The sequence below is a fragment of the Paenibacillus sp. D2_2 genome (genome assembly GCF_031199965.1).
In the GTDB taxonomy this organism is placed as follows: Bacteria; Bacillota; Bacilli; order Paenibacillales; family Paenibacillaceae; genus Fontibacillus.
The window spans coordinates 32,864-54,692 of record NZ_CP133605.1; the positions used below are offsets into that span (position 1 = coordinate 32,864).

The window sequence follows — 21,829 nt, forward strand, 5'->3', positions numbered from 1 at the left end:
AAACAACTATTCTGTTGGAAGGAATGATGTACGATGGAATTGTGGTTTACGGAGAAACAGACTCCCGTCTTTGGCATTACCGCAAAAATTAAGGAAACGCTAGTTACGGAAAAGACGGATTTTCAGGATTTGTCGATTATCGATACCGAAGAGTTCGGGCGAATGCTTGTCCTTGATGGGATGGTCATGACAACAGTTAGGGATGAGTTTGTTTATCATGAGATGGTTGCTCATCCGGCACTCTTTACCCACCGAATCCGAAGCATGTGTTAGTAGTTGGGGGTGGTGATGGCGGTGTGATCCGTGAGGTGCTGAAGCACCCAGAAGTGGAGAAGGCGGTCCTCGTAGATATCGATGGCAAAGTTATTGAATATTCAAAGAAGTTTTTACCGGAGATTGCTGGAGAACTGGATAACCCGCGTGTTGAGGTTCAAGTTAACGACGGGTACATGCATATTGTAGAGAGCAAGAATCAATATGATGTGATTATGGTTGATTCTACAGAGCCGGTGGTCCCGCGGTACAATTGTTCGAACGTGGATTCTATCAAGGAATTTATGAAGCACTAAAAGAAGATGGTATCTTCGTTGCACAAACGGACAACCCTTGGTTCAAAGCGGACTTGATCCAAAAGGTAAATAAGGACGTGAAGGAGATCTTCCCGATCGTTCGCGTATATGGAGCTAACATTCCAACATATCCAAGCGGTCTTTGGACATTTACGATAGGTAGCAAAACCTATGATCCGCTCCAAGTTGATGAGAAGAATATACCTGAGATCGATACGAAATACTACACGCCGCGCCTGCACAAGGCTGCATTCGTGCTGCCTAAGTTCGTAGAAGATCTTGTAAAATAGGAGGAACAGTAAAATGAAATTAGATCAAGCTTACTCTGGTAACGTATTTATTTGTAGTTCAGAAGATTATGCTGCTTCGAAAGCAGTCATTTACGGGATGCCGATGGATTATACGGTTAGCTTCCGCCCAGGTTCCCGTTTTGGCCCGGGACGAATCCGCGAAGCCTCCGTCGGTTTAGAAGAATACAGCCCTTATTTAGATAAAAGCATTCTAGATCTCTCTTATTTCGATGCTGGAGATTTGCTGCTCCCATTCGGGAATGCATCCCGTAGTCTTGAGGTGATCGGGGAATACGTACGCGGTCTACTGGCTGATGGTAAATTCCCGGTCGGTCTAGGTGGGGAGCATCTTGTCACCTGGCCGGTTATTCAGGCGATGTATGAGAAGCACCCTGATTTGGCATTAATTCATATTGATGCACATGCAGATTTGCGCGAGCAGTACGAGGGGGAGATTCTCTACACTCGACTCCAGTTCGTAAAGCGGCCGCTCTAATGGGTGGAGAAAATGTATATCAATTCGGTATCCGCTCAGGTTCCAAGGAGGAATTCCTGTTCGGACGCGAGCATACGAATTTCTACCCATTTGACGTAGCTGCTCCGCTCAAGAGCGCTCTGCCTAAGCTGGGAAGCCGTCCGGTATATGTAACGATCGATATCGATGTGCTTGATCCTTCATGCGCACCAGGGACAGGAACAGCCGAAGCAGGTGGCATCACATCTAGAGAATTACTGGAAGCGATCCATATGATTGCTGGTTCTGACGTTAATGTTGTTGGCTGTGACTTGGTTGAAGTTGCACCGATTTATGATCCGACTGAACAGACACCAATTGTGGCTGCCAAGCTGATTCGTGAAATGCTGCTCGGTTTTGTTAAATAATTGGACAGAATTTAATGTATAATCGAAACCGTCGGGACGTCTCGCCCCGGCGGTTTTCTCTATGATTATTTTGTTAACATGACGAGCTCAGGGAACGATATGGCAATCGGAATAATGTCAATTCCGATTGAATTGAGGGAATGAACTGGATATAGTAGTACAGTGAGATACAATGTAATATTATAGAGGTTGTTCAAAAAGTCCACTTTTGATTACGAAGTGAATCAGGAAGCTTATTCGACATCGAATCTTGGATTCAAGCCGGGACTTCCGGTGCTCACGTAGGTTTTGCCTACGCTCCGCTCCCGATTTCCTAGCTTCATCCAACCTTCTCGGTGCTGAAAACTGCCTTTTGAACACTCATTTATAGAATGGAGATTTGCGTTATGACCGATAAGAACGGAGCCAAAATTGTAATCAGGAGCCGTCAGGGGCAAGAGGAGACGATCCAGGAACTGACTGGCGAAGCTATGGTTCGTGGCGACGTTGTCTATATTCGATATGAAGAAGTGGAGAAGGGGCCGACTGGTGGAATGACACGGGCGCTTGTTAAGATCTCAGGAGATGAGGTTAAGCTTATGCGCCACGGAGAGGTGGAGTCGGAACAGACCTTCCGCGCAGGACATAAATTACCTGGATTTTATTTCTCTCCATTCACGAAATTCCATTTGTCCACGGTAACACATCGATTGGAATCCAAGCTTTCGGGTGCTTTTGGACAAGTTACTTGGGACTATGATCTATATGTCTACGATGAACTATCAGGGAATTTTAATATTAGTCTACTTATTCAGGAGGAAGCGTAAGATGACACTCAATCCATTAGAACAGGTTAATCAAAATTTAAAAGAAGCCATTTTCGAGGCGATTAGCACCGCTGGTCTGGCAGCACCGGAGGAAATTCCGGCGGTTGTGCTGGAAGTACCAAAGGATAAGGCGCACGGTGACTTGGCAACGAATGCCGCGATGCAACTAACCCGGATCGCCAAGCGAAATCCTCGTCAGATTGCCGAAGCAATCATCGAGCATTTGGATCATGGCAAGGCGGGAATCGTTAAGGCGGAGATTGCGGGTCCGGGCTTTATCAATTTCACACTGAGCAAGAGCTATCTGTTCCCGATTATCGAACAGGTCTATCGTCAAGGTGAGGATTATGGTCGTACGGATAAAGGAGCAGGGCAGAAAATTCAGATGGAGTTTGTCAGCGCTAATCCAACAGGTAGCCTACATCTAGGCCATGCCCGTGGGGCTGCCGTAGGTGATGCTCTCTGCAATGTGCTCGACTTCGCCGGATATAAGGTAACTCGGGAGTATTATATTAATGATGCTGGGAACCAGGTCGTTAATCTATGCAAATCGATTGAAGCAAGGTATTTACAGGAGCTGGGTCAGGATGCAGAAATGCCGGAGGATGGTTATTACGGTGAGGATATTAAGGGCTTCGCCAAAGAGCTGGTAGCTGAACAGGGCGATGCATTAATGTCGATGGATGCAGAAGAACGTACGCAGTTCTTGCGTAAATACGGCTTGAACAAAGAGTTGGACAAGATCAAGCGCGATCTGGGCGCTTCCGGGTCAGCTTCGATGAATGGTTCAGCGAGACATTGCTTTATGCAGACGGACAGGTTGAAGCTGCGCTAAATGAGCTTCGTTCCAAAGGAATGACCTATGAGCAAGAAGGAGCTACATGGCTTAAGACGACGCCATATGGTGATGATAAGGATCGCGTGCTCGTGAAGAATGACGGGACCTATACTTACCTGACCCCCGATATTGCTTATCATCGCAATAAGTATGATCGCGGCTACGATCGAATGATCAATATTTGGGGCGCGGATCATCATGGTTACATTCCTCGGGTCAAAGCGGCTATGCAGGCGCTGGGCAAGGACCCTGAGAAGCTGACGGTTTTAATCGCGCAGATGGTTAGCTTGTTCCAGGACGGCGAGAAAGTGAAGATGTCCAAGCGGACTGGCAAAGCTGTCACTATGGTTGACCTGATGGATGAAGTTGGCGTGGATGCAATACGTTACTTCTTCACCATGCGCAGTATGGATTCCCATCTCGATTTTGATATGGACTTGGCTATTTCCACTTCAAATGAGAATCCGGTGTATTATGTGCAATATGCCCATGCGCGGATTTGTAGTATCTTCCGCCAGGCTGAGGAACAGAGTATCTCCCTTCCGACACCAGATTCTGTGAATCTGAACAAGCTGACGTCGGAGCATGAGTATGATTTGCTGCGTAAGATTGGCGAATTACCAGAGGAAATCGGAATCGCTGCCGATAATTTCGCCCGCACCGTCTTATTCGATACGTGTACGAGCTGGCTGCACAGCTTCATAGCTATTACAGAGCGGAACGTGTAATTACGGAGGACAGCGAACAGACAGCGGCACGGCTTGCCCTACTGGGCGCTGTACGGGCGACACTTGCAAATGTACTTCGTCTGATCGGTGTGTCCGCACCGGAACGGATGTAATGATAGAAGGCGATGCTGACTTGGATAGGGTCAGCATCGCCTTTTTACGAAGTCAGCCGTAGTTAAGTGATTAGATGTGATCAAAAGGGCCGGTTTTCAGCACCGAGAAGGTTGGATGAAGCTAGGGTCTGATGAGCGGAGCGTACGTTTTGGGTACGTGAGCACCGGAAGACCCGGCTTCAAGATTCGCTGCCGAGTTACATCTTGATTCACTTCGTGATCAAAAGCGGATTTTTGAACTACCTCTACTAGGAAGACTTGCTGCGGCTCTTGTTGCGAAGTAGCCGCGACGCATTAAGCTCCCCTGCGGTGGGCTTCGCCCTTGAAGGGCTGGCAGAGATTGGCCGTGCTGTACGGCGCAGCTTCCTCTTGATCTCCGCCAGCTTCAGCTCAGGACGGGCCGCAAGCAACAGGGCGACAGCCCCGCTGACGTGCGAAGTGGCCATGGAAGTGCCGTTCATCTCATGATAGCCTCCGCCTAGCCAGCACGAGCTAACCTTTTCACCGGGAGCGTAGATGTCGATATAGGGACCATGATTACTGAAGGAGGCGATACGTCCATCCTTTCCGGTTGCTCCGACTGAGATGGTATTTGAGTACCGCGCCGGGTAGTCGATATTTCGGCTTTTCTTGTCATTTCCTGAGGAGGCGACGACGACGATGCCTGCCTCATGGGCTTTGCTGATAATATTTTCTAGAGATTGACTCTTATTCTTCATACCGAAGCTCATGTTAATAATGTTCATGCGGTTTCTGATGCACCAGTCGATTCCGAGGATGATGTCGGAGACATAGGCGGAGCCATTATGGTCAAACGCTTTAACAGGATAGACGATTGAGCGTGGGGCTACGCCCATCATTCCTCTGGAGCCACCGGAAGCGGCGATTGTTCCAGCGATGTGGGTGCCGTGGCCATTGTCATCATAAGGAAGCATTCCCCGGTTAAACAGATTGAACCCTCTACCCAGGCTGTATCTGAGATCAGGGTGACTAAAGTCAGCGCCTGTATCAATGACCCCGATGTGGATTTGGTTACCAGTGGAGATGGACCAGGCATCTTGCGCGCCGATGCGCTTCACTCCCCAGGGTTGAGGCTGTTTTTTCTCCTTGTCTGTGGAAGTAGAGTGAACGCGAATCCGGGTGTCTTCTTCTAGCATTAAACCGAATCTCGTGTCGACGCTTCCGCTATTATGGGATAGAGGGCAGAAAAAGGCCTGCAGCAGCGGTGAGACTCGAACTCTCCGCAAGGCCGGGAATTGACGTTTGTAATCCTGCAGCTGACGCAAGCATTCTTTATACTGCAATTTCTGGGCGAAGCGGAGAATATACCGTCCGCCCTTTCCAGAGGTGTCTACGTGTTCGCTCAGATACCGCAGGAATTTGGAGTAGTCCATTAATTAGCCCCTCCTGACGAAGCGTGTTGCAGTATATTATGAAAACACCTCAGGACTCGAATGGGGAAGGGGCCTTTTTCCAGGAAATGGGCAGACCGTAAAAAGTGAGTCAAGTTAAGACGATTTTTCTAACTTAGGCGTGGGTGCGGCGTGTCAATGCAGCAATCTGGACATAGGATAAAGTGAAGGCCCTCTGCGGCCTTCAGGGCCATCGGGAAGGAGATAAGGGTCTCCTTTTCGAACGGATACAGTCAGTTGGCAGGGTGAAAACCCTGCCTCTTTTGTATTACGCCGGTCACGTTTTAAACACATTTTAAAACTTGCAATTTAATGTTAAATAAGGTTTACTATTTTGTGATATGGATAAGTTAGATTAAGAAATCGATATTTTAGCTCGATTTTTTGGTGAACATTGCGTGAGAGGATGTGTCCGTAACGTGAGTAATTCGATTAATTTGAAAATTGACCCGGAGAAGGCCCAGGAGATCCCAATGGTGGACTTGGCCTTTATGGTACTGAAGGCAGCTAATACGCCGTATTATTATCGTGACCTGATGAATGAGGTTGCTAAGATTCGTGGTATGTCTGAGGAGGAAATTAGCGACGTCATTGCACAACTGTATACGGAAATTAATATCGATGGCCGTTTCGCTTGTGTTGGCACTAATCTGTGGGGTCTGAAGCGCTGGTATCCACTTGAGAAGTCTGAGGATGCAGTCAGCAGCGGTAAACGTCCTCGTATCATTAATGACGAAGATGACGACGATGACGATTTCGTTGAAGAGGAAGAAGATAACTACAGCACTGAAGATGACGACGACTATGATGCAGTCGATGAGGATTCTGATGATGACCTGTTCTCAGATGACGACGAGGATGAAGACGTCGAAGGTGTAGAGGATGACTCGCTCCTAGATGAAGAGGATATGGATGAGGAAGACGACGATCTGGCAGAAGATGAGTCTGAGGAAGAAGAGTATAGCGACGAGGACTAAGAGCGCGTGATCCAGAGGGGTTTTTATACTACCTCTTATAGAGAAAAACTTCAAATATTTTACCTTCCTCCTTCACTTGACAGGGGCTAAGGTAACGAGTAAACTATTGCATGGGCTTATGATTCAACCATAAATAATGTATATCATATAAAAGTGCCCCGACTTTGTTCGGGTGTCACTTTTTTGTTTTTTATGCCCATTTGGCTATGTTTTTACGCTAAATGGGTTACGCTATATTGATCTATAGTCGCCAGGGATTGTGAGTAATGTTCAAAGGTTGTTCAAAGGTCATCTTTCATCGTTAAGTGTACCTGGTAGTTGATTTTCATTCATCATGAATTCAGCCCAGACTTCTGATGTAATTGATTTTTTGAACCCGTACAAATTTAGGAGGTTTTTGGACTGTGACAAAATATATTTTCGTGACAGGTGGGGTCGTTTCCTCATTGGGTAAAGGAATTACGGCTGCATCGCTGGGTAGACTGCTCAAGAACAGAGGCTTGAAAGTAACAATTCAGAAATTTGATCCTTATCTCAATGTGGACCCGGGAACAATGAGCCCTTATCAGCATGGCGAAGTATTCGTTACCGATGATGGTGCCGAGACAGACCTTGATCTAGGCCATTATGAACGGTTTATTGATATTAACTTGTCGAAGAACAGCAATGTAACGACCAGGTAAAATCTATTCTTCTGTTATTGGCAAAGAACGCCGCGGCGAGTATCTGGGCGGTACTGTACAGGTCATCCCGCATATCACGAATGAGATTAAAGAACGGGTATTCCGCGCTGGTCGTGAAGCAGGCTCGGATGTTGTTATTACTGAAATCGGAGGTACGGTCGGCGATATTGAGAGCTTGCCATTCCTAGAGGCGATTCGTCAGATTAAGAGCGACATCGGCCGCGAGAACGTAATGTATATCCATGTCACGCTGATTCCTTATATCAAGGCTGCTGGAGAAGTGAAGACCAAGCCGACTCAGCATAGCGTTAAAGAACTGCGCAGCATCGGTATCCAACCAAACGTCATCGTATGCCGTACTGAGCATGAGCTGTCCGAAGATATGAAGGCGAAAATCGCCTTGTTCTGTGATATTGATCCAAGTGCGGTGGTAGAATGCCGCGATGCTAATACTTTGTACGAAGTGCCTTTGAATTTGCGTGATGAAGGTTTGGATGAGATCGTAGTTAATCATCTGAAACTGACTACTCCTGCACCGGATATGAGCGAATGGGAGCATCTGGTTGACCGCGTTAGCAAGCTGGAGAAGAAGGTAGAGATCGCTATCGTAGGTAAATATGTTGCCTTGCATGACGCTTATTTGAGCGTTGTAGAATCCCTCTCTCATGCTGGATTCGATGCGAATGCTGATGTATCGATCCGCTGGGTCAATGCTGAGGAGGTAACCGAGGACAATGTTGAGCAAATGCTGAAAGGTATAGGCGGCATCCTCGTACCGGGCGGCTTCGGCGATCGGGGAATCGAAGGCAAGATTACGACGATCCGTTATGCGCGTGAGAACAACATTCCGTTCTTCGGAATTTGCTTGGGCATGCAAGTCGCTGTTATTGAATATGCACGTGCGCTTGCTGGCTTCGAAGGAGCTAACAGTTCTGAGATTAACCCATCCACCGAATTCCCTGTGATCGATCTGCTTCCAGAGCAGAAAGATATTGAAGATCTGGGCGGCACGATGCGTCTCGGCTTGTATCCTTGCAAACTGCAGGAAGGTTCCTTGGCTATGCAATGCTATAATGATGAGCTGGTCTATGAGAGACACCGCCATCGTTATGAATTTAATAATGCTTACCGTGAGGCGATTGAAGCAGCCGGTCTGAAAATATCCGGTACTTCACCTGACGGAAGATTGGTCGAGATCGTGGAGCTTCCGAACCATCCTTGGTTCCTGGCTGTACAATTCCATCCGGAATTTACTTCCCGTCCAAATCGTCCGCAGCCATTGTTCCGCGAGTTCGTGAAGGCGGCAATTACTCATTTGTCATAATAGGACTTCTTGCTTCGGCAACTTGATACCGTACGATCCAGCCTCTAAAATTCGTATTAATTTGTGTTCAAAAAGGTCGGTTTTCAGCACCGAGAAGGTTGGATGAAGCTAGGGTCTGAGGAGCGGAGCGTACGTTTTGTGTACGTGAGCACCAGAAGACCCGGCTGAATTCAAGATTCAATGTCGAATATGATCTCAGTGTTACTTCGTGATCAAAAGCGGACTTTTTGAAAAACCTCTATCAAATGATTTTTATAGTATCTTTTTTCCATATTAGAAGGGATATACAAATTTGAGGCGAATATAGTCATTCAGGATGAAATGGGTGGATCGTAGGAGGTCTGTTTTGTGGATGAGAAGAAGGTATTGATTGTTGATGATCAGAATGGTATTCGCATCCTGCTAATGGAGGTCTTTAGCAGCGAGGGATACATGACGTTTCAAGCACCAAATGGCAAAATTGCCTTGGAAATTGTACGTACTGAGTCACCGGACCTAGTTCTGCTTGATATGAAGATTCCGGGAATGGACGGGCTTGAAATTCTAAAGCACATCAAGGAAGCAGATCCCGAGATTAAAGTGATCATGATGACGGCTTACGGTGAGCTTGACATGATTAAAGAAGCGACTGAGCTCGGAGCACTGATGCACTTCACCAAACCTTTCGACATTGATGAAATTCGTACAGCAGTAAATATGCACTTAAAGGGCGGGGCCGTCCTTTAGGGACCAGAAGGAACCTTGGCAAACTAGGCAGGGTTCCTTCTTTCATTGGGCCTAGTTGACCATTATTTACATGATGATTTACGTATTTTATACACAAAAGCATGAATAGTATTTTCGCCCCGATGTGGTATAATAAAACATGTGTGAATGTCGGCTAGAAATCTAGATAATCCAACATCCTTAGGAGGATTGAAACCATGCCATTAGTATCCATGACTGACATGTTGAACAAAGCGCTTGAGGGGAAATACGCAGTAGGTCAATTTAACATCAATAACCTCGAGTGGACTCAAGCAATTCTTGCTGCTGCTGAAGAAGAAAAATCCCCAGTAATCCTGGGTGTATCCGAAGGTGCAGCTCGTCACATGAGCGGCTTCTATACCGTTGTTAAGATGGTAGAAGGTCTTATTCATGACATGAAAATTACGGTTCCAGTTGCGATCCATCTGGACCATGGTTCCAGCTTCGATAAATGTAAAGAAGCAATTGATGCTGGCTTCACTTCTGTTATGATCGACGGTTCCCATCATCCAATCGATGAGAACATCGAAATGACGAAGAAAGTAGTAGAATACGCTCACGCAAAAGGCGTGTCCGTTGAAGCAGAAGTAGGTACAGTTGGTGGACAAGAGGACGACGTAATCGGCGGTATCCAATATGCTGATCTTCAAGAGTGCGTGCGTATCGTTAAAGAAGCAGGCATTGATACCCTTGCTCCTGCACTGGGTTCCGTTCATGGACCATACCATGGCGAACCTAACCTTGGTTTCAAGGAAATGGAAGAAATTCGTGATGCAGTGAATCTTCCGCTCGTTCTTCATGGCGGCACAGGTATCCCTACACATGACATCCAAAAATCCATCTCCCTCGGTACTTCGAAGATCAACGTAAATACCGAGAACCAAATCGGGTTCACGAAGAAGTTCGTGAAGTACTGGCAGCAAAACCGAACGAATACGATCCTCGTAAATATATCGTTCCAGGCCGCGATGAAATCAAAGCTACGGTTATCGGTAAAATTCGTGAATTCGGTTCTAACAACAAAGCGTAAACAAACGCCTAAGTTAGCTTAGCTTGATAATGTGATTATTGATAGACTTTGTTAACAAATTGGACAGCCTTTGATATGAAGGCTGTCCGGTTATATATATGGAAATGATAAGTACACCGCGTCTGTCGGTGTCTTTCCATTTCCATTACTTATTATGTGGGGGACCCTTAAACTTATGGAGAAATTAATGATTAGCGGCGGACGCCCGTTGCGCGGTACGGTTTCGATTAGCGGTGCCAAGAACAGTGCGATTGCTCTGATTCCTGCCGCGTTGTTGGCTGAATCCGAAGTCGTGCTGGACAACTTGCCGCATTTGAGTGATGTTGCGGTCTATTCAGAAATTTTGGAAGAACTGGGTGCCCGCGTTTCGTGGGATGGCAATTATATGAAGATTGACCCTTCCAATGTAATATCTCTGCCTATGCCTAATGGACCTGTGAAGAAGCTACGTGCTTCCTATTATTTGATGGGTGCCTTACTGGGCTGGTTAATGAGGCAACGATTGGATTGCCAGGAGGCTGCAATTTTGAACCTCGACCTATTGATCAGCATATCAAGGGGTTCGAAGCGCTCGGCGCTACTGTAACGAATGAACATGGTTCCATACATTTATACGCCGAAGAGCTGCGGGGAGCCAAGATTTACTTGGATGTCAGCAGCGTAGGGGCAACGATTAATATTATGCTGGCGGCCACTCGGGCCAAAGGCTCCACAATTATCGAAAATGCGGCCAAAGAGCCTGAAATTATAGATGTAGCAACACTATTGAATTCCATGGGTGCGAGTATTAAGGGAGCCGGTACGGAGACGATTCGGATTGAGGGCGTGTCTAAGCTGAAGGGTTGTCGGCACTCTATCATTCCTGACCGTATACAAGCGGGGACTTATATGATAGCCGCGGCGGCGACTCGTGGCGATGTAGTGATAGATGGTGTTATTCCTAAGCACCTGGAGGCCCTGACTGCGAAATTGCTAGAAATGGGTGTGGTTGTAGAGGAATTAGATGAATCTATTCGCGTCATCGGTTCCGATAAATATGAGCATGTTGATGTCAAAGCACTTGTATATCCTGGATTCCCTACTGATTTGCAGTCGCCAATGACGAGTCTGCTTACACAGGCTGAGGGTGTCAGTGTGTTGAGTGATTTCGTATACAGCAACCGCTTCAAGCATGTTCCGGAGTTGGTACGAATGGGGGCCAAGATCCGTGTAGAGGGCCGTTCGGCTGTGATCGAAGGTGCGCCTTTGAATGCAGCTAAGGTGAAGGCATCTGATTTGCGTGCCGGTGCTGCGCTGGTCATTGCCGGATTAACGGTTAAGGAAGGAATTACCGAAGTATCTGGAGTAGAATATATAGATCGCGGATACGATAACTTAGTTACTAATCTCCGATCGTTAGGAGCCGATGTATGGCGGCAGGTGGAATAACCTGCTGCTACCGGCATAAGTTGCCTGAAAATAGGAGATAATATAGTATGGTGTCAGCGAAGACGCTCTCATAGATTTCATTAAGTATATGATAGTAAATGATTAAAATTGAATAGGTGGTTTTTACATGGATCTTCAAATTGCCGATTTGGAAGGGATGAAGCTGACGGAGCTATACAAGCTAGCCAAACAGTATCAAATTCCATATTACGGCCAATTAAAAAAGAAAGAACTGATTTTTGCAATTTTAAGAGCTCAGGCAGAGCAGAGCGGACTTATGTTTATGGAAGGCGTTCTTGAGATCTTGCCGGAAGGTTACGGCTTCCTAAGACCAATCAACTATTTACCGAGTACCGAGGATATATATATATCCGCCTCACAGATCCGTAAGTTTGATCTTAGAACCGGTGATCTGGTCTCAGGTAAATGTAGAACGCCGAAGGAGAATGAACGATACTTTGGACTTCTGCAGGTAAATGCCGTTAATGGAGAGAATCCTAACATTGCCGCCGAACGTTTGCATTTCCCGGCACTTACTCCACTCTACCCACAAGAAAAAATCGTACTTGAAACATCCCCAACACATTTATCCACGCGAATTATGGATTTGCTAGCTCCCGTCGGACTTGGACAACGCGGTTTGATCGTTGCGCCACCTAAAGCGGGGAAGACACTGCTGCTTAAAGAAATGGCCCACAGCATATCCACTAATTATCCAGATGTTGAGCTATTCGTACTGTTGATTGATGAACGTCCCGAAGAAGTAACGGACATGCAGCGTTCAGTGAAGGGCGAAGTTATCGCTTCGACTTTTGACGAGCTGCCTGAGAATCATATCAAAGTAGCTGAGCTTGTACTACAGCGTGCGTTACGCTTGGTGGAGCATAAGAAGGATGTTGTGATTCTATTGGATAGTATCACCCGTCTGGCTCGAGCATATAACTTGGTTGTACCACCATCAGGAAGAACATTAAGCGGTGGTATTGACCCGGCTGCATTCCATCGTCCGAAGCGGTTCTTCGGCTCAGCCCGGAACGTGGAGGAAGGCGGAAGCTTAACTATTTTGGCGACTGCGCTAGTGGACACGGGTTCACGTATGGATGATATCATCTATGAAGAATTTAAGGGTACCGGTAATATGGAACTTCATCTTGATCGCAAGCTGGCGGAGAGAAGAATTTTCCCGGCGATCGATATCCGTCGTTCAGGTACACGGCGTGAAGAAGTGCTGCTGAATAAGGAAGAACTGGATACCATTTGGGCAATCCGTAAAAATATGAATGATTCCTATGATTTTGTCGAAGGTTTCTTGAAAAAACTGCGTGACTCTAAGACCAACCAAGAGTTCCTAGCTTCATTTGATGCATCGGCATCGGGAAATAACGCATCGTCTGGAGGATCCAGTGCGCGCCGTTCTGTACGCAGTGGAGCCCAAGCTTCCGGTTCAGGATCCAATTCCGGCTCATAATAAACGCGGGTGCTTGAGGGCTTCCGTAGAATGAATGTTCAAAAAGTCTGATATTCAGCATCAGAGCTTAGCTTAACGAAGTGCGTTTTTCAAGGCGCTTCAACAGGTTGAAGCTGAGAAGCGGAGCTTCCCAGAGAGATTTTCTGAAGAGGAGAACAACATGTATTTAGTATATGCAGATGCGCAAGGACAGGTTTACGATCACCCGTCACTGTATGGCTTGGCCCGCAGTGGCGATATGATCGTTGAAATCATGGAGGACGAATTGATTCCAATGCCGGAAGGAGCTACATTAGTAGGCCTTCCTTGTACACGCCCGATCGGAATGGACCCGGACTCGGGGGAGATGATTCCGCTTCAAGGTGATATGCAAGCGGTAGGAGCTCTGCTTCCGCAAGGATTTACACGGCTATGTCTGCCTGGCTACGTGAAGACAGATAAAGAGTATAAGCTGCCGCTGTTCGGATATTCGGCCGTAGTGTGGAAGGATGGGCAGTTCTATGTAACGGCCCGGAAATCGGATGATCCTGAGAAATGGAACCCGCTGAACTGTGATCCCCTTACCCTAAAGCATAATGTTAAGGCGTTGACATCGAAATACCCGGATAATCGTCTCTATGAGCATCTCTCGAACTGTGCTTTGGGATATGAATGCTTGACTGCATCTAACACGTTCCTGAATCGTTGGGAGGGAGCGGTGCCTGTCTCCTATTCTTGTAATGCGGGATGCTTTGGCTGCATTTCAGAACAGCCGGACGATAGCGGCTTCGTCTCTCCACAGACACGAATGAATTTCCGTCCGCGTGTTGACGAATTGGTTGAGATTATGTTGGAGCATCTGAAGACACCGGAATCGATTATTAGCTTCGGGCAAGGCTGCGAAGGAGAACCGTCTACACAAGCTAAACTGATTATTGAATCGATCCGCGAAGTACGTCGCCAGACAGATATGGGCTATATTAACATTAATACGAATGCGGGACTGTCCGATCATATTCGGGGAATTGTTGATGCTGGTCTGGATTTGATGCGGGTTAGTACGATCAGCGCTCTGGATGATCATTACAATGCATACTATAAGCCGCGGGGCTACACACTAGCCAATGTGGAGAAATCACTTAAATACGCAGCTAGCCAAGGTGTCTACACCTCCATTAACTATTTAATCTTCCCTGGGGTAACTGACCGGGAGGAAGAGATCGAAGCGATGGTTGAGTTTGCCCGTCGCACAGATTTGAAGCTGATTCAACTCAGAAATCTGAATATTGATCCGGAGAGTTATTTAGAGCTTATCCCTAAGGCACAAGGCGATATCCTTGGTATGAAGCAAGCCATTGAGATATTCCAGGAGGAGCTTCCTGATGTTGTCATTGGTTCTTATACACATGTGCCTCCGGCAGAACTAGCACGGGCGAAGGTAAGATGGTGATTCACATTTATTGTGATTGCATAGTGAACTGTGGCATGCTATAATTTTTTTTGTTGCCATTATAACTCTGCACACGCATGAGGTGTAGGGCGGAAAGAGGTGAAAGTCATGAACGAAGCAATTCAACCGAAATATCACGTGACTACGGTAACTTGCGCTTGCGGCAATACCTTTGAAACAGGTTCCGTAAAACAAGATCTGCGCGTTGAAATTTGCTCCAACTGCCATCCATTCTTCACAGGTAAGCAAAAATTCCTGGATGCTGGTGGTCGTGTGGACAAATTCAAAAAGAAATACGGTCTGTAAGAGAAATGCTGCATAAGCAGCGAATTGCATAAATGCAAAATCCCCTGTCCAATTTGGACGGGGGATTTTTTTGTTTACGTCGATCTGAATTACACTAATTACGATTTGAACTCAACCGTGTTATAAATGGTGTTCCACTCGTTCTTATTAATAATCCCCAGGCGCCAAAGGCCGATCCCCTTCAGATCATAACGTTTAGCAAGTCCGATCAAGATATTGACGGAGTTCTCATCTTCATTATCCATATTCAAACCAAGAATCAGTTTGGATTTATCGGTCTCCTTCAGAGCTAGTGTGATTGCCTCATTCACTTTATCAACTGGCTCCGGCTTCTTGGAGCCGCCGCCTTCATAATTGTACGCCATGATGACGATCTCATCTGCCAATTGGCCAAGTGTCTTATAATCATATCCCTTATAGGAGGAATTCAGTGGATGGAGAGCTAGCGATAATTTCAGGTTAGCCGCTTTTGTAGCTGTGGCAAGTTCTTTGACGAAGGCGTTGAAGGATGAACGAGTTAATTCCTTGTCTGTTGTTAGTCCCAAACCTTCAAAATCGAGCATGATTCCTTGAAAATTGTAATCGGCAGCCGCTTGCACCATGTCTGTTATCGCCTGTTCTCTATAAGTCTGATCCTCAATAATTTTTGTTAATTCTCCTTTTACATCGCTGGAATAGACCATCAGATATGGAGTGGTGTTCGCCTCGGCTGCACCTTGAACTAGAACATCCGGCGTAATGTCGCCTGCTGAAGAAGGAAGTCGGAAATCGCTGCCTTGCATCGTAAACTTTCCATTTTCATCAATTCTGCTCCAGCCAAAAGAAATAGAATTAAAGCTAGGAATCGTAGCTGCATCAGAAAAAGAGGAGATCGCATAGAAGCCCAGTGTATACATCTTCTTCTGTGGCGAAGCGATAGAGACCGTGCGGGTCGCTTGGTCCCAACCGACCTTGGCGCCGAATTGCTGGCTAAAGAAGCTGAGTGGAATCAAAGTGTTGCCTTGTTGCGATTTAGGAGCAACGGCCAGTTTAACGGGCGAACCATTCACGGTAGCCTCAGGATTGTCGAGAGTCAGTTTAACGTGAACCGCTGCATCTCCTTCACCTTTAACAGCTGTAATGGATTTTTGTGCCTGATTCCAGGTGACCGTGATTCCTAAAGCTTCAGATATTGAACGGAAAGGGACCATCGTCGTTCCCTTAATAACAATAGGTTCACCAGAGAAGGATAACGGATAGCCATCCAGCAAGATTTTCACTGATGCTGCAGCCTCCGCTCTTCCCGGATATGAACCGGATAGAGTTGCGGCGAATACGGAAATCCCCAATACAAACGCTCCAAGTTTCTTCAACTTCAAAGTCAAATTCCTCCTTCTACCCATTTCTTTGTAAGACCCTACTCTATGAATATATCAATATTTTCCTAATATTGATAGTTTCGGAGAAATGATAGCGGTTTATCTATTTTTAATGTCCTGCTCTTAGAATTTATGCGATTGTTATGACCCTACAGGTACAATGAGTTTGTAATTGCTAACTACATGAATTAGGAGGGATTGGCTTGCTGCACACTATCATTAAGCCAAACTTATATCAAGACTCCGTAAGTCTCATGCTTATGTCCAATAAGCTGTCTAGTATTGAAGGTGTAAATCAGGTTTCTGTTATGATGGGAACCCCGGCTAACATTGACATTATGAAAAACACGGGGATGTACGCGCCTGAGCTCGATAAGGCCGCACCTAGTGATCTTTGCATCGCCATCGATGCTGAAAATGGTGAGATTGTCAGCACCGTTCTTGAAGAAGTAGAGCAATTTTTGAAGAATCAAGCAACTGCATCTGCTGGCAATAAAGTAGAAAAAGTTAGAACATGGGATCGTGCTGTGAAGGCTATGCCGGATGCTAATCTGGCCATGATTTCTATTCCGGGTAAATATGCTGCTGACGAAGCGATGAGCGCACTTGAAAATGGGCTTCATGTCTTCATGTTCAGTGACAATGTAGCGATTGAAGATGAGAAGCGTATTAAGAATTTTGCGAAGGAAAAGGGCCTGGTCGTTATGGGACCTGACTGTGGAACCGCTGTTATTAGTGGAGTACCTATTGCCTTCTCGAATATTGTAAATAAAGGAAAAATCGGTCTGGTTGGTGCTTCTGGCACCGGAATTCAAGAAGTAATTACGTTGATTGACAAGATGGGCGCTGGTATCAGCCATGCGCTTGGGACTGGCGGACGCGATCTGTCTGAGGAGATTGAAGCGATTACTATGCTGGAAGGAATCCGTGCTCTTGCTAACAACGCGGATACAGAAGTAGTGGTTGTTATTTCTAAACCACCAGCACAGAAAGTGCGTGAACAAGTAGTAGCATTGTTGGCGAATATCGGTAAGCCGGCCGTGGCTATCTTCATGGGCGAGAAGCCGGAATCTCATTTGCCTACGGTTAAATTTGCTCATACGCTCGAAGAAGCAGCGATTATGGCTGTTGAGCTGGCAAAAGGCTCTAAGTTGGAAGTGGCTCCTGAAGCTGCATTGCCTGCAGATCTTGGACTGGCAGCAGGTCAGACGAAGATCTGTGGTCTGTATACCGGCGGTACGCTTGCATATGAAGCGGCTACGATCATGAAAGAGGCGCTTCATGCGGACAAGGGCAAGAAATACGACGAAGGATACTTGTTGCAATATGATGGTCATGAAGTGATTGACCTTGGTGACGATATGTATACGCAAGGCCGCCCTCACCCGATGATCGATGGAACGACTCGTTTCCAATTCATTGAGAAGGCAGCTAAGCAATCCGATGTTGCGGTTATCCTGTTTGATCTGGTGCTCGGCTATGGCGCGCATGAAGATATGGCTACCCCTCTATCCAAGGTTGTGAAGAAAGCAATCGAGGCAGCGGCCAACGAAGGCCGTAAACTGTACTTTGTTGGCTCCATTTGTGGAACGAAGAACGATCCTCAGGGCTACGATGCGCAATTGAAGCTAATGCAAGAGGCAGGCGCGATTATGACAGACAGCAATTTCAGTGCTATACGTACTGCACTTCGCATTGTTGGTCATGAAGTTCAAGTAGGCTCAAGAGAGCTTCCGGTAGATACAAATCTGCCTAGCGCAGCCGTTGCTGCACCATCTGATGCATTGAAGCAACTGCTCGATTCCAAGCCATGTGTAATCAATGTTGGTCTGAGCAGCTTCGCTGATAATCTGGAGACAGAAGGTTGCCGGGTTGTACAGTTCGATTGGAGACCAGTAGCAGGCGGTAACGAGAAGTTGAGAAAGATCCTGAGCATCCTCAATAAAATGTAAGAGGTTATTCAAAAGCTGAAAACTGGACTCTTTGAACACACATTGTAAGAAAATTAATATACGGGGTGATGAGAGTGTATTCAACCATTGATGAGGCGAATCAAGCAGTCATTGAGAAAATTAAAAATTCACAACCATTCCTGTTGGACGTCGTTCCAGCGAAATCAGTCATTCCTGAACTGAATGGGAAGGTCCTGCTTCATGCAGGCCCGCCTATGAAGTGGGAAAATATGACGGATCCAATGAAGGGATCATGTGTCGGCGCAGTCTTGTTTGAAGGATGGGCTGCGGATGAGGCTGAAGCACGGAAATTGTTGGAGGGCGGAGAAGTTCAATTCATGCCTTGCCATCACGTATCTGCTGTAGGGCCGATGGGCGGAATCACGTCAGCTAATATGCCTGTATTGGTTGTAGAAAACAAAGAACATGGCAACCGTGCTTACTGTACGATGAATGAAGGCATTGGTAAAGTGCTCCGTTTCGGGGCTTATAGTGAAGAAGTTATTAATCGTTTGAACTGGATGAGAGATGTGCTCGGTCCAACGTTGTCCAAGGTTTTGAAAATGATGGATGGCGGATTGAATGTGAACGTTATTATCGCTAAGGCAATTACGATGGGTGACGAATTCCACCAGCGCAACATTGCCGCATCGCTTGTATTCCTCAAAGAGATCGCTCCTTACTTGACGATCGCCGACTTGGATGAGAAGACGAAGCATGATGTTATGAAGTTCCTTGCTGATACGGATCAGTTCTTCTTGAATATTATGATGGCTTCGGCAAAAGCGGCAATGGACGCTTCTCGTACGATTGAGTACGGAACGATCGTAACTGCAATGACTCGTAATGGCCATGAATTCGGAATCCGTGTGGCAGGACTTGGCGACCAATGGTTCACAGCTCCTGTTAATACACCAGAAGGTCTGTTCTTCACTGGCTATACTCAAGATGATGCGAACCCAGATATGGGGACTCCGCAATCACTGAGACATTCGGTGTTGGGGCTATGGCGATGGTCGCTGCTCCTGGGGTAACCCGTTTTGTTGGTGCAGGTGGATTTGATGATGCACTGGCGATCAGTAATGAGATGAGCGAAATTTGTATTGCTTACAACTCCAACTATGCTATTCCTACATGGAACTTCCAAGGTACTTGTCTGGGAATCGACATCCGTAAGGTCGTAGAGACAGGAATTACGCCGATTATTAATACCGGTATAGCGCATAAGCAAGCTGGCGTAGGCCAGGTTGGCGCAGGTACTGTCCGCGTTCCATTCGGTTGCTTCGAGAAGGCGTTAATCGCCTATGCGGAGAAAATGGGAATTGAAGTTTAATGCTCTATCCAGCTACGTTCATATCTAGAGGGCGGTATAGCGCATCGTTATTTTTCCTAAGCCAGACGAGGAGCTTTGGAGTTGTTCAGAGCATTTTTACGAATGGGCTTAATATTGCCTTTGGTAAAAATCTTGTCTTTGTAGGAACGGAATATGGCAATGGAGTGCCATTCGGCATCCACATCGAGTCGTATTTATACGATCGTCTACTTACTGAGACATTTATCGGTGAGGAGGTTGTGTGGAACCGTGAGAAGCAGCAGCTCTCATTTACGAACTGCAATGTTCACATTCACATCTCATTAATGGATTCCTTCGATTGTTCTATGAAGCTGCGGGCACAACCAGACCTTCGGATATCTGAGTGGGCTCCGCAGATGCGCGATTTAGCCATAAGCATGAACAAAGAGCTGGGGATTGGCTTAACCTTAAATGATGGATTGGCACTGCTAGAGCGCCCTGAGGCGAATTCGGAGTTGGAGAGTCGATTGTTGGCTTTATCACAGGCGCTCAAGGAACCGGGTCGTGAGATAAATATCGACTTGATCAAGTACTTTATCGGACGGGGCCAAGGCTTGACGCCAAGTGGGGATGACTTCCTCGTCGGCATTATGGCCATCGAGCGATTGCTCGGTAGAGCAGACTTCGGAGTATCCTGGGCGATAAGTAGAATTGTAGGAAAACTACCTGGCTTAACGACACAGGTTAGTGCCAACTATTATTACAGCGCATGCGAGGGCTATTACAGCACAGTGATACTAGATATCCTTGCCGCGTTGTTGAACGAACCAGATTATGATTTTGAAGAATGTGCAATAGCTTTGTTAAATGTAGGCAGCAGTTCGGGAATGGATACGTATTACGGACTTCTGTTTGCCGTCATGTCATGTGGATTGTTATAGATTTGTAATGCACTTAAGGGGCGAGTTAAGGAGAGAGGCATTCACCTATGAATACAGAATTCTCATAACTCGCCCTAAATTAGGTTGCTGTGATCCTTTCACTCACACCGGGGCAATACGGTCGTTTAATAACAAGTTTTGTTATGTTTATTTTATTTTTTTGAAGCTGAATAGGCGATTATTTTAATGAACTTTTGATTAGATTTCAGGGTTTTTCGTACGTATTATTAAGGTATAGATAGCTATCTTATTTAGTTTCAATTGGAGAGGTTATATATGAGTAAAATGCTTATTGCAATTGGTGGAAATGCCATCATCCAAGAGGGTCAAAAAGGGACGATTGCCGAACAGAAAGTGAATATATTAACAAGTTGTGCGCCGATTGTCGATCTGATCGAACAAGGCCATCAAGTTGTTGTTACACATGGCAATGGTCCGCAAGTAGGTAATTCATTAGTTAAGGCGAAAATGTCCGCCGATGTTATTCCAATGTTTCCTCTCGATGTATATGGAGCTGAATCGCAAGGGAATTTAGGTTATTTAATTCAGCAAACGATTACAAACATGCTGGCAAGCCGTGGATTGCACAAGAAGGCGGTCTCGTTGGTTACGCAAGTGGAAGTTGATGCGAACGATCCGGCATTCAATAACCCAACCAAGCCAATCGGTCCTTTCTATACGAAAGAGACGTTGGATCAGGCTTTTGCTGAAAGGGGAGCTTTCCCTTACGTTGAGGACAGCGGCCGTGGTTACAGACATGTTGTTCCATCTCCGATTCCTTCCAAGGTTGTTGAGAAGGATGCTATCGAAGCTTTGCTATCCCAAGACTTGACGGTTGTTACCGTGGGCGGGCGGAATCCCTGTTGTAGAAGAGGGCGGTCAACTGAAAGGTGTCGAGGCGGTTGTCGATAAAGACTTCGCCAGCGCTTTGCTTGCTGCAGAGATCGGAGCCGACTATTTGTTCATTCTGACTGGTGTCGCGCAAGTTGCTGTCAATTTCGGTAAGCCGGACCAGAAGAACCTGGACCGTATTACGCTGGACGAGGCTATTGGCTACCTGAATGAAGGGCAATTCCCGAAAGGCAGTATGGGACCTAAGATCGAGGCGGCAATTCTCTTCCTGAAGAATGGTGGCAAGAATGTTATCATTACTTCTATTGATAAATTGCAAGATGCACTGGAAGGTAAATCAGGTACTTGGATCGTTCCAAATGCAGATTCAATGAATCATAAACTCGCATAGAAAGGTGCAAA

At 46.3% G+C, this 21,829-nt stretch carries 13 protein-coding genes and 6 pseudogenes; 17 read left to right on the plus strand and 2 right to left on the minus strand.

All coding sequences use genetic code 11. The annotated features are described in order from the left end of the window. Positions 1-33 precede the first annotated feature (33 nt). From speE to argS, 4 genes and pseudogenes are all read left to right on the plus strand, one after another. A pseudogene (speE, locus tag RE628_RS00165) lies at positions 34-859 on the plus strand (polyamine aminopropyltransferase). 13 nt (positions 860-872) lie between these two features. Then, a pseudogene (gene speB / locus RE628_RS00170) lies at positions 873-1,741 on the plus strand (agmatinase). Between the two features lie 386 nt (positions 1,742-2,127). After that, complete coding sequence (locus RE628_RS00175) at positions 2,128-2,547, plus strand: YwiB family protein (protein WP_309156878.1); 420 nt, start codon at positions 2,128-2,130, stop codon at positions 2,545-2,547. Between the two features lies 1 nt (position 2,548). Next, positions 2,549-4,226: pseudogene (argS, locus tag RE628_RS00180) on the plus strand (arginine--tRNA ligase). 248 nt (positions 4,227-4,474) lie between these two features. Here argS and RE628_RS00185 read toward each other — a convergent pair. After that, positions 4,475-5,620 (minus strand): S8 family peptidase, encoded by a 1,146-nt coding sequence (locus RE628_RS00185; protein WP_309156879.1) that lies wholly within the window; start codon positions 5,618-5,620, stop codon positions 4,475-4,477. Positions 5,621-6,057: 437 nt separating this feature from the next. Between RE628_RS00185 and rpoE the strand changes: the two genes are divergently transcribed. The 8 genes and pseudogenes from rpoE (at position 6,058) to rpmE (ending at position 15,030) form a co-directional block, all read left to right on the plus strand. Further along, the gene (gene rpoE / locus RE628_RS00190) at positions 6,058-6,615 is read left to right on the plus strand and encodes a DNA-directed RNA polymerase subunit delta (protein WP_309156880.1); all 558 of its coding nucleotides are present in this window, start codon (positions 6,058-6,060) and stop codon (positions 6,613-6,615) included. A gap of 404 nt (positions 6,616-7,019) precedes the next feature. After that, positions 7,020-8,622 (plus strand): annotated as a pseudogene (locus RE628_RS00195) (CTP synthase). A gap of 348 nt (positions 8,623-8,970) precedes the next feature. Next, entirely contained in the window at positions 8,971-9,348 is a 378-nt protein-coding gene (locus RE628_RS00200) for a response regulator (RefSeq protein ID WP_309156881.1), read from the plus strand. 197 nt (positions 9,349-9,545) lie between these two features. Next, positions 9,546-10,421 (plus strand): class II fructose-1,6-bisphosphate aldolase, encoded by an 876-nt coding sequence (fba, locus tag RE628_RS00205; protein WP_375143022.1) that lies wholly within the window; start codon positions 9,546-9,548, stop codon positions 10,419-10,421. A 153-nt stretch (positions 10,422-10,574) separates the two neighbouring features. After that, positions 10,575-11,827, plus strand: a pseudogene (locus RE628_RS00210) (UDP-N-acetylglucosamine 1-carboxyvinyltransferase). Positions 11,828-11,954: 127 nt separating this feature from the next. Further along, complete coding sequence (gene rho / locus RE628_RS00215; protein WP_309156882.1) at positions 11,955-13,295, plus strand: transcription termination factor Rho; 1,341 nt, start codon at positions 11,955-11,957, stop codon at positions 13,293-13,295. Positions 13,296-13,455: 160 nt separating this feature from the next. Then, complete coding sequence (locus tag RE628_RS00220) at positions 13,456-14,724, plus strand: radical SAM family protein (RefSeq protein ID WP_309156883.1); 1,269 nt, start codon at positions 13,456-13,458, stop codon at positions 14,722-14,724. Positions 14,725-14,832: 108 nt separating this feature from the next. Next, positions 14,833-15,030 (plus strand): 50S ribosomal protein L31, encoded by a 198-nt coding sequence (gene rpmE, locus RE628_RS00225; RefSeq protein WP_309156884.1) that lies wholly within the window; start codon positions 14,833-14,835, stop codon positions 15,028-15,030. Positions 15,031-15,128: 98 nt separating this feature from the next. On the opposite strand, the gene RE628_RS00230 is transcribed toward rpmE, so the two are convergent. Then, complete coding sequence (locus tag RE628_RS00230; protein ID WP_375143085.1) at positions 15,129-16,382, minus strand: stalk domain-containing protein; 1,254 nt, start codon at positions 16,380-16,382, stop codon at positions 15,129-15,131. A 209-nt stretch (positions 16,383-16,591) separates the two neighbouring features. Here RE628_RS00230 and fdrA point away from each other — a divergent pair, with 209 nt between their 5' ends. From fdrA to RE628_RS29375, 5 genes and pseudogenes are all read left to right on the plus strand, one after another. Then, on the plus strand, positions 16,592-18,340 hold the full coding sequence (gene fdrA, locus RE628_RS00235) for an acyl-CoA synthetase FdrA (protein WP_309156886.1): 1,749 nt from the start codon (positions 16,592-16,594) through the stop codon (positions 18,338-18,340). A 68-nt stretch (positions 18,341-18,408) separates the two neighbouring features. Next, a pseudogene (locus tag RE628_RS00240) lies at positions 18,409-19,673 on the plus strand (DUF1116 domain-containing protein). Then, a complete protein-coding gene (locus RE628_RS00245; protein WP_309156887.1) occupies positions 19,673-20,575 on the plus strand; it encodes an oxamate carbamoyltransferase subunit AllH family protein in 903 nt (300 codons plus the stop codon). The pseudogene RE628_RS00240 and the gene RE628_RS00245 overlap by 1 nt, the downstream one beginning before the upstream one ends. A gap of 276 nt (positions 20,576-20,851) precedes the next feature. After that, positions 20,852-21,487: an amino acid kinase family protein gene (locus tag RE628_RS00250; protein ID WP_375143023.1), complete on the plus strand. Its 636-nt coding sequence runs from the start codon at positions 20,852-20,854 to the stop codon at positions 21,485-21,487. After that, positions 21,411-21,818: an amino acid kinase family protein gene (locus tag RE628_RS29375; protein ID WP_375143024.1), complete on the plus strand. Its 408-nt coding sequence runs from the start codon at positions 21,411-21,413 to the stop codon at positions 21,816-21,818. The genes RE628_RS00250 and RE628_RS29375 overlap by 77 nt, the downstream gene beginning before the upstream one ends. The last annotated feature ends 11 nt before the right edge of the window (positions 21,819-21,829 follow it).

Bases quoted from the DNA above. Each gene is read 5' to 3' on its own strand.
- RE628_RS00175 (WP_309156878.1), top strand. From the start codon at position 2,128: ATGACCGATAAGAACGGAGCCAAAATTGTAATCAGGAGCCGTCAGGGG.
- RE628_RS00185 (WP_309156879.1), bottom strand. From the start codon at position 5,620: ATGGACTACTCCAAATTCCTGCGGTATCTGAGCGAACACGTAGACACC.
- fba (WP_375143022.1), top strand. From the start codon at position 9,546: ATGCCATTAGTATCCATGACTGACATGTTGAACAAAGCGCTTGAGGGG.
- rho (WP_309156882.1), top strand. From the start codon at position 11,955: ATGGATCTTCAAATTGCCGATTTGGAAGGGATGAAGCTGACGGAGCTA.
- RE628_RS00220 (WP_309156883.1), top strand. From the start codon at position 13,456: ATGTATTTAGTATATGCAGATGCGCAAGGACAGGTTTACGATCACCCG.
- rpmE (WP_309156884.1), top strand. From the start codon at position 14,833: ATGAACGAAGCAATTCAACCGAAATATCACGTGACTACGGTAACTTGC.
- RE628_RS00245 (WP_309156887.1), top strand. From the start codon at position 19,673: ATGCTCTATCCAGCTACGTTCATATCTAGAGGGCGGTATAGCGCATCG.
- RE628_RS00250 (WP_375143023.1), top strand. From the start codon at position 20,852: ATGAGTAAAATGCTTATTGCAATTGGTGGAAATGCCATCATCCAAGAG.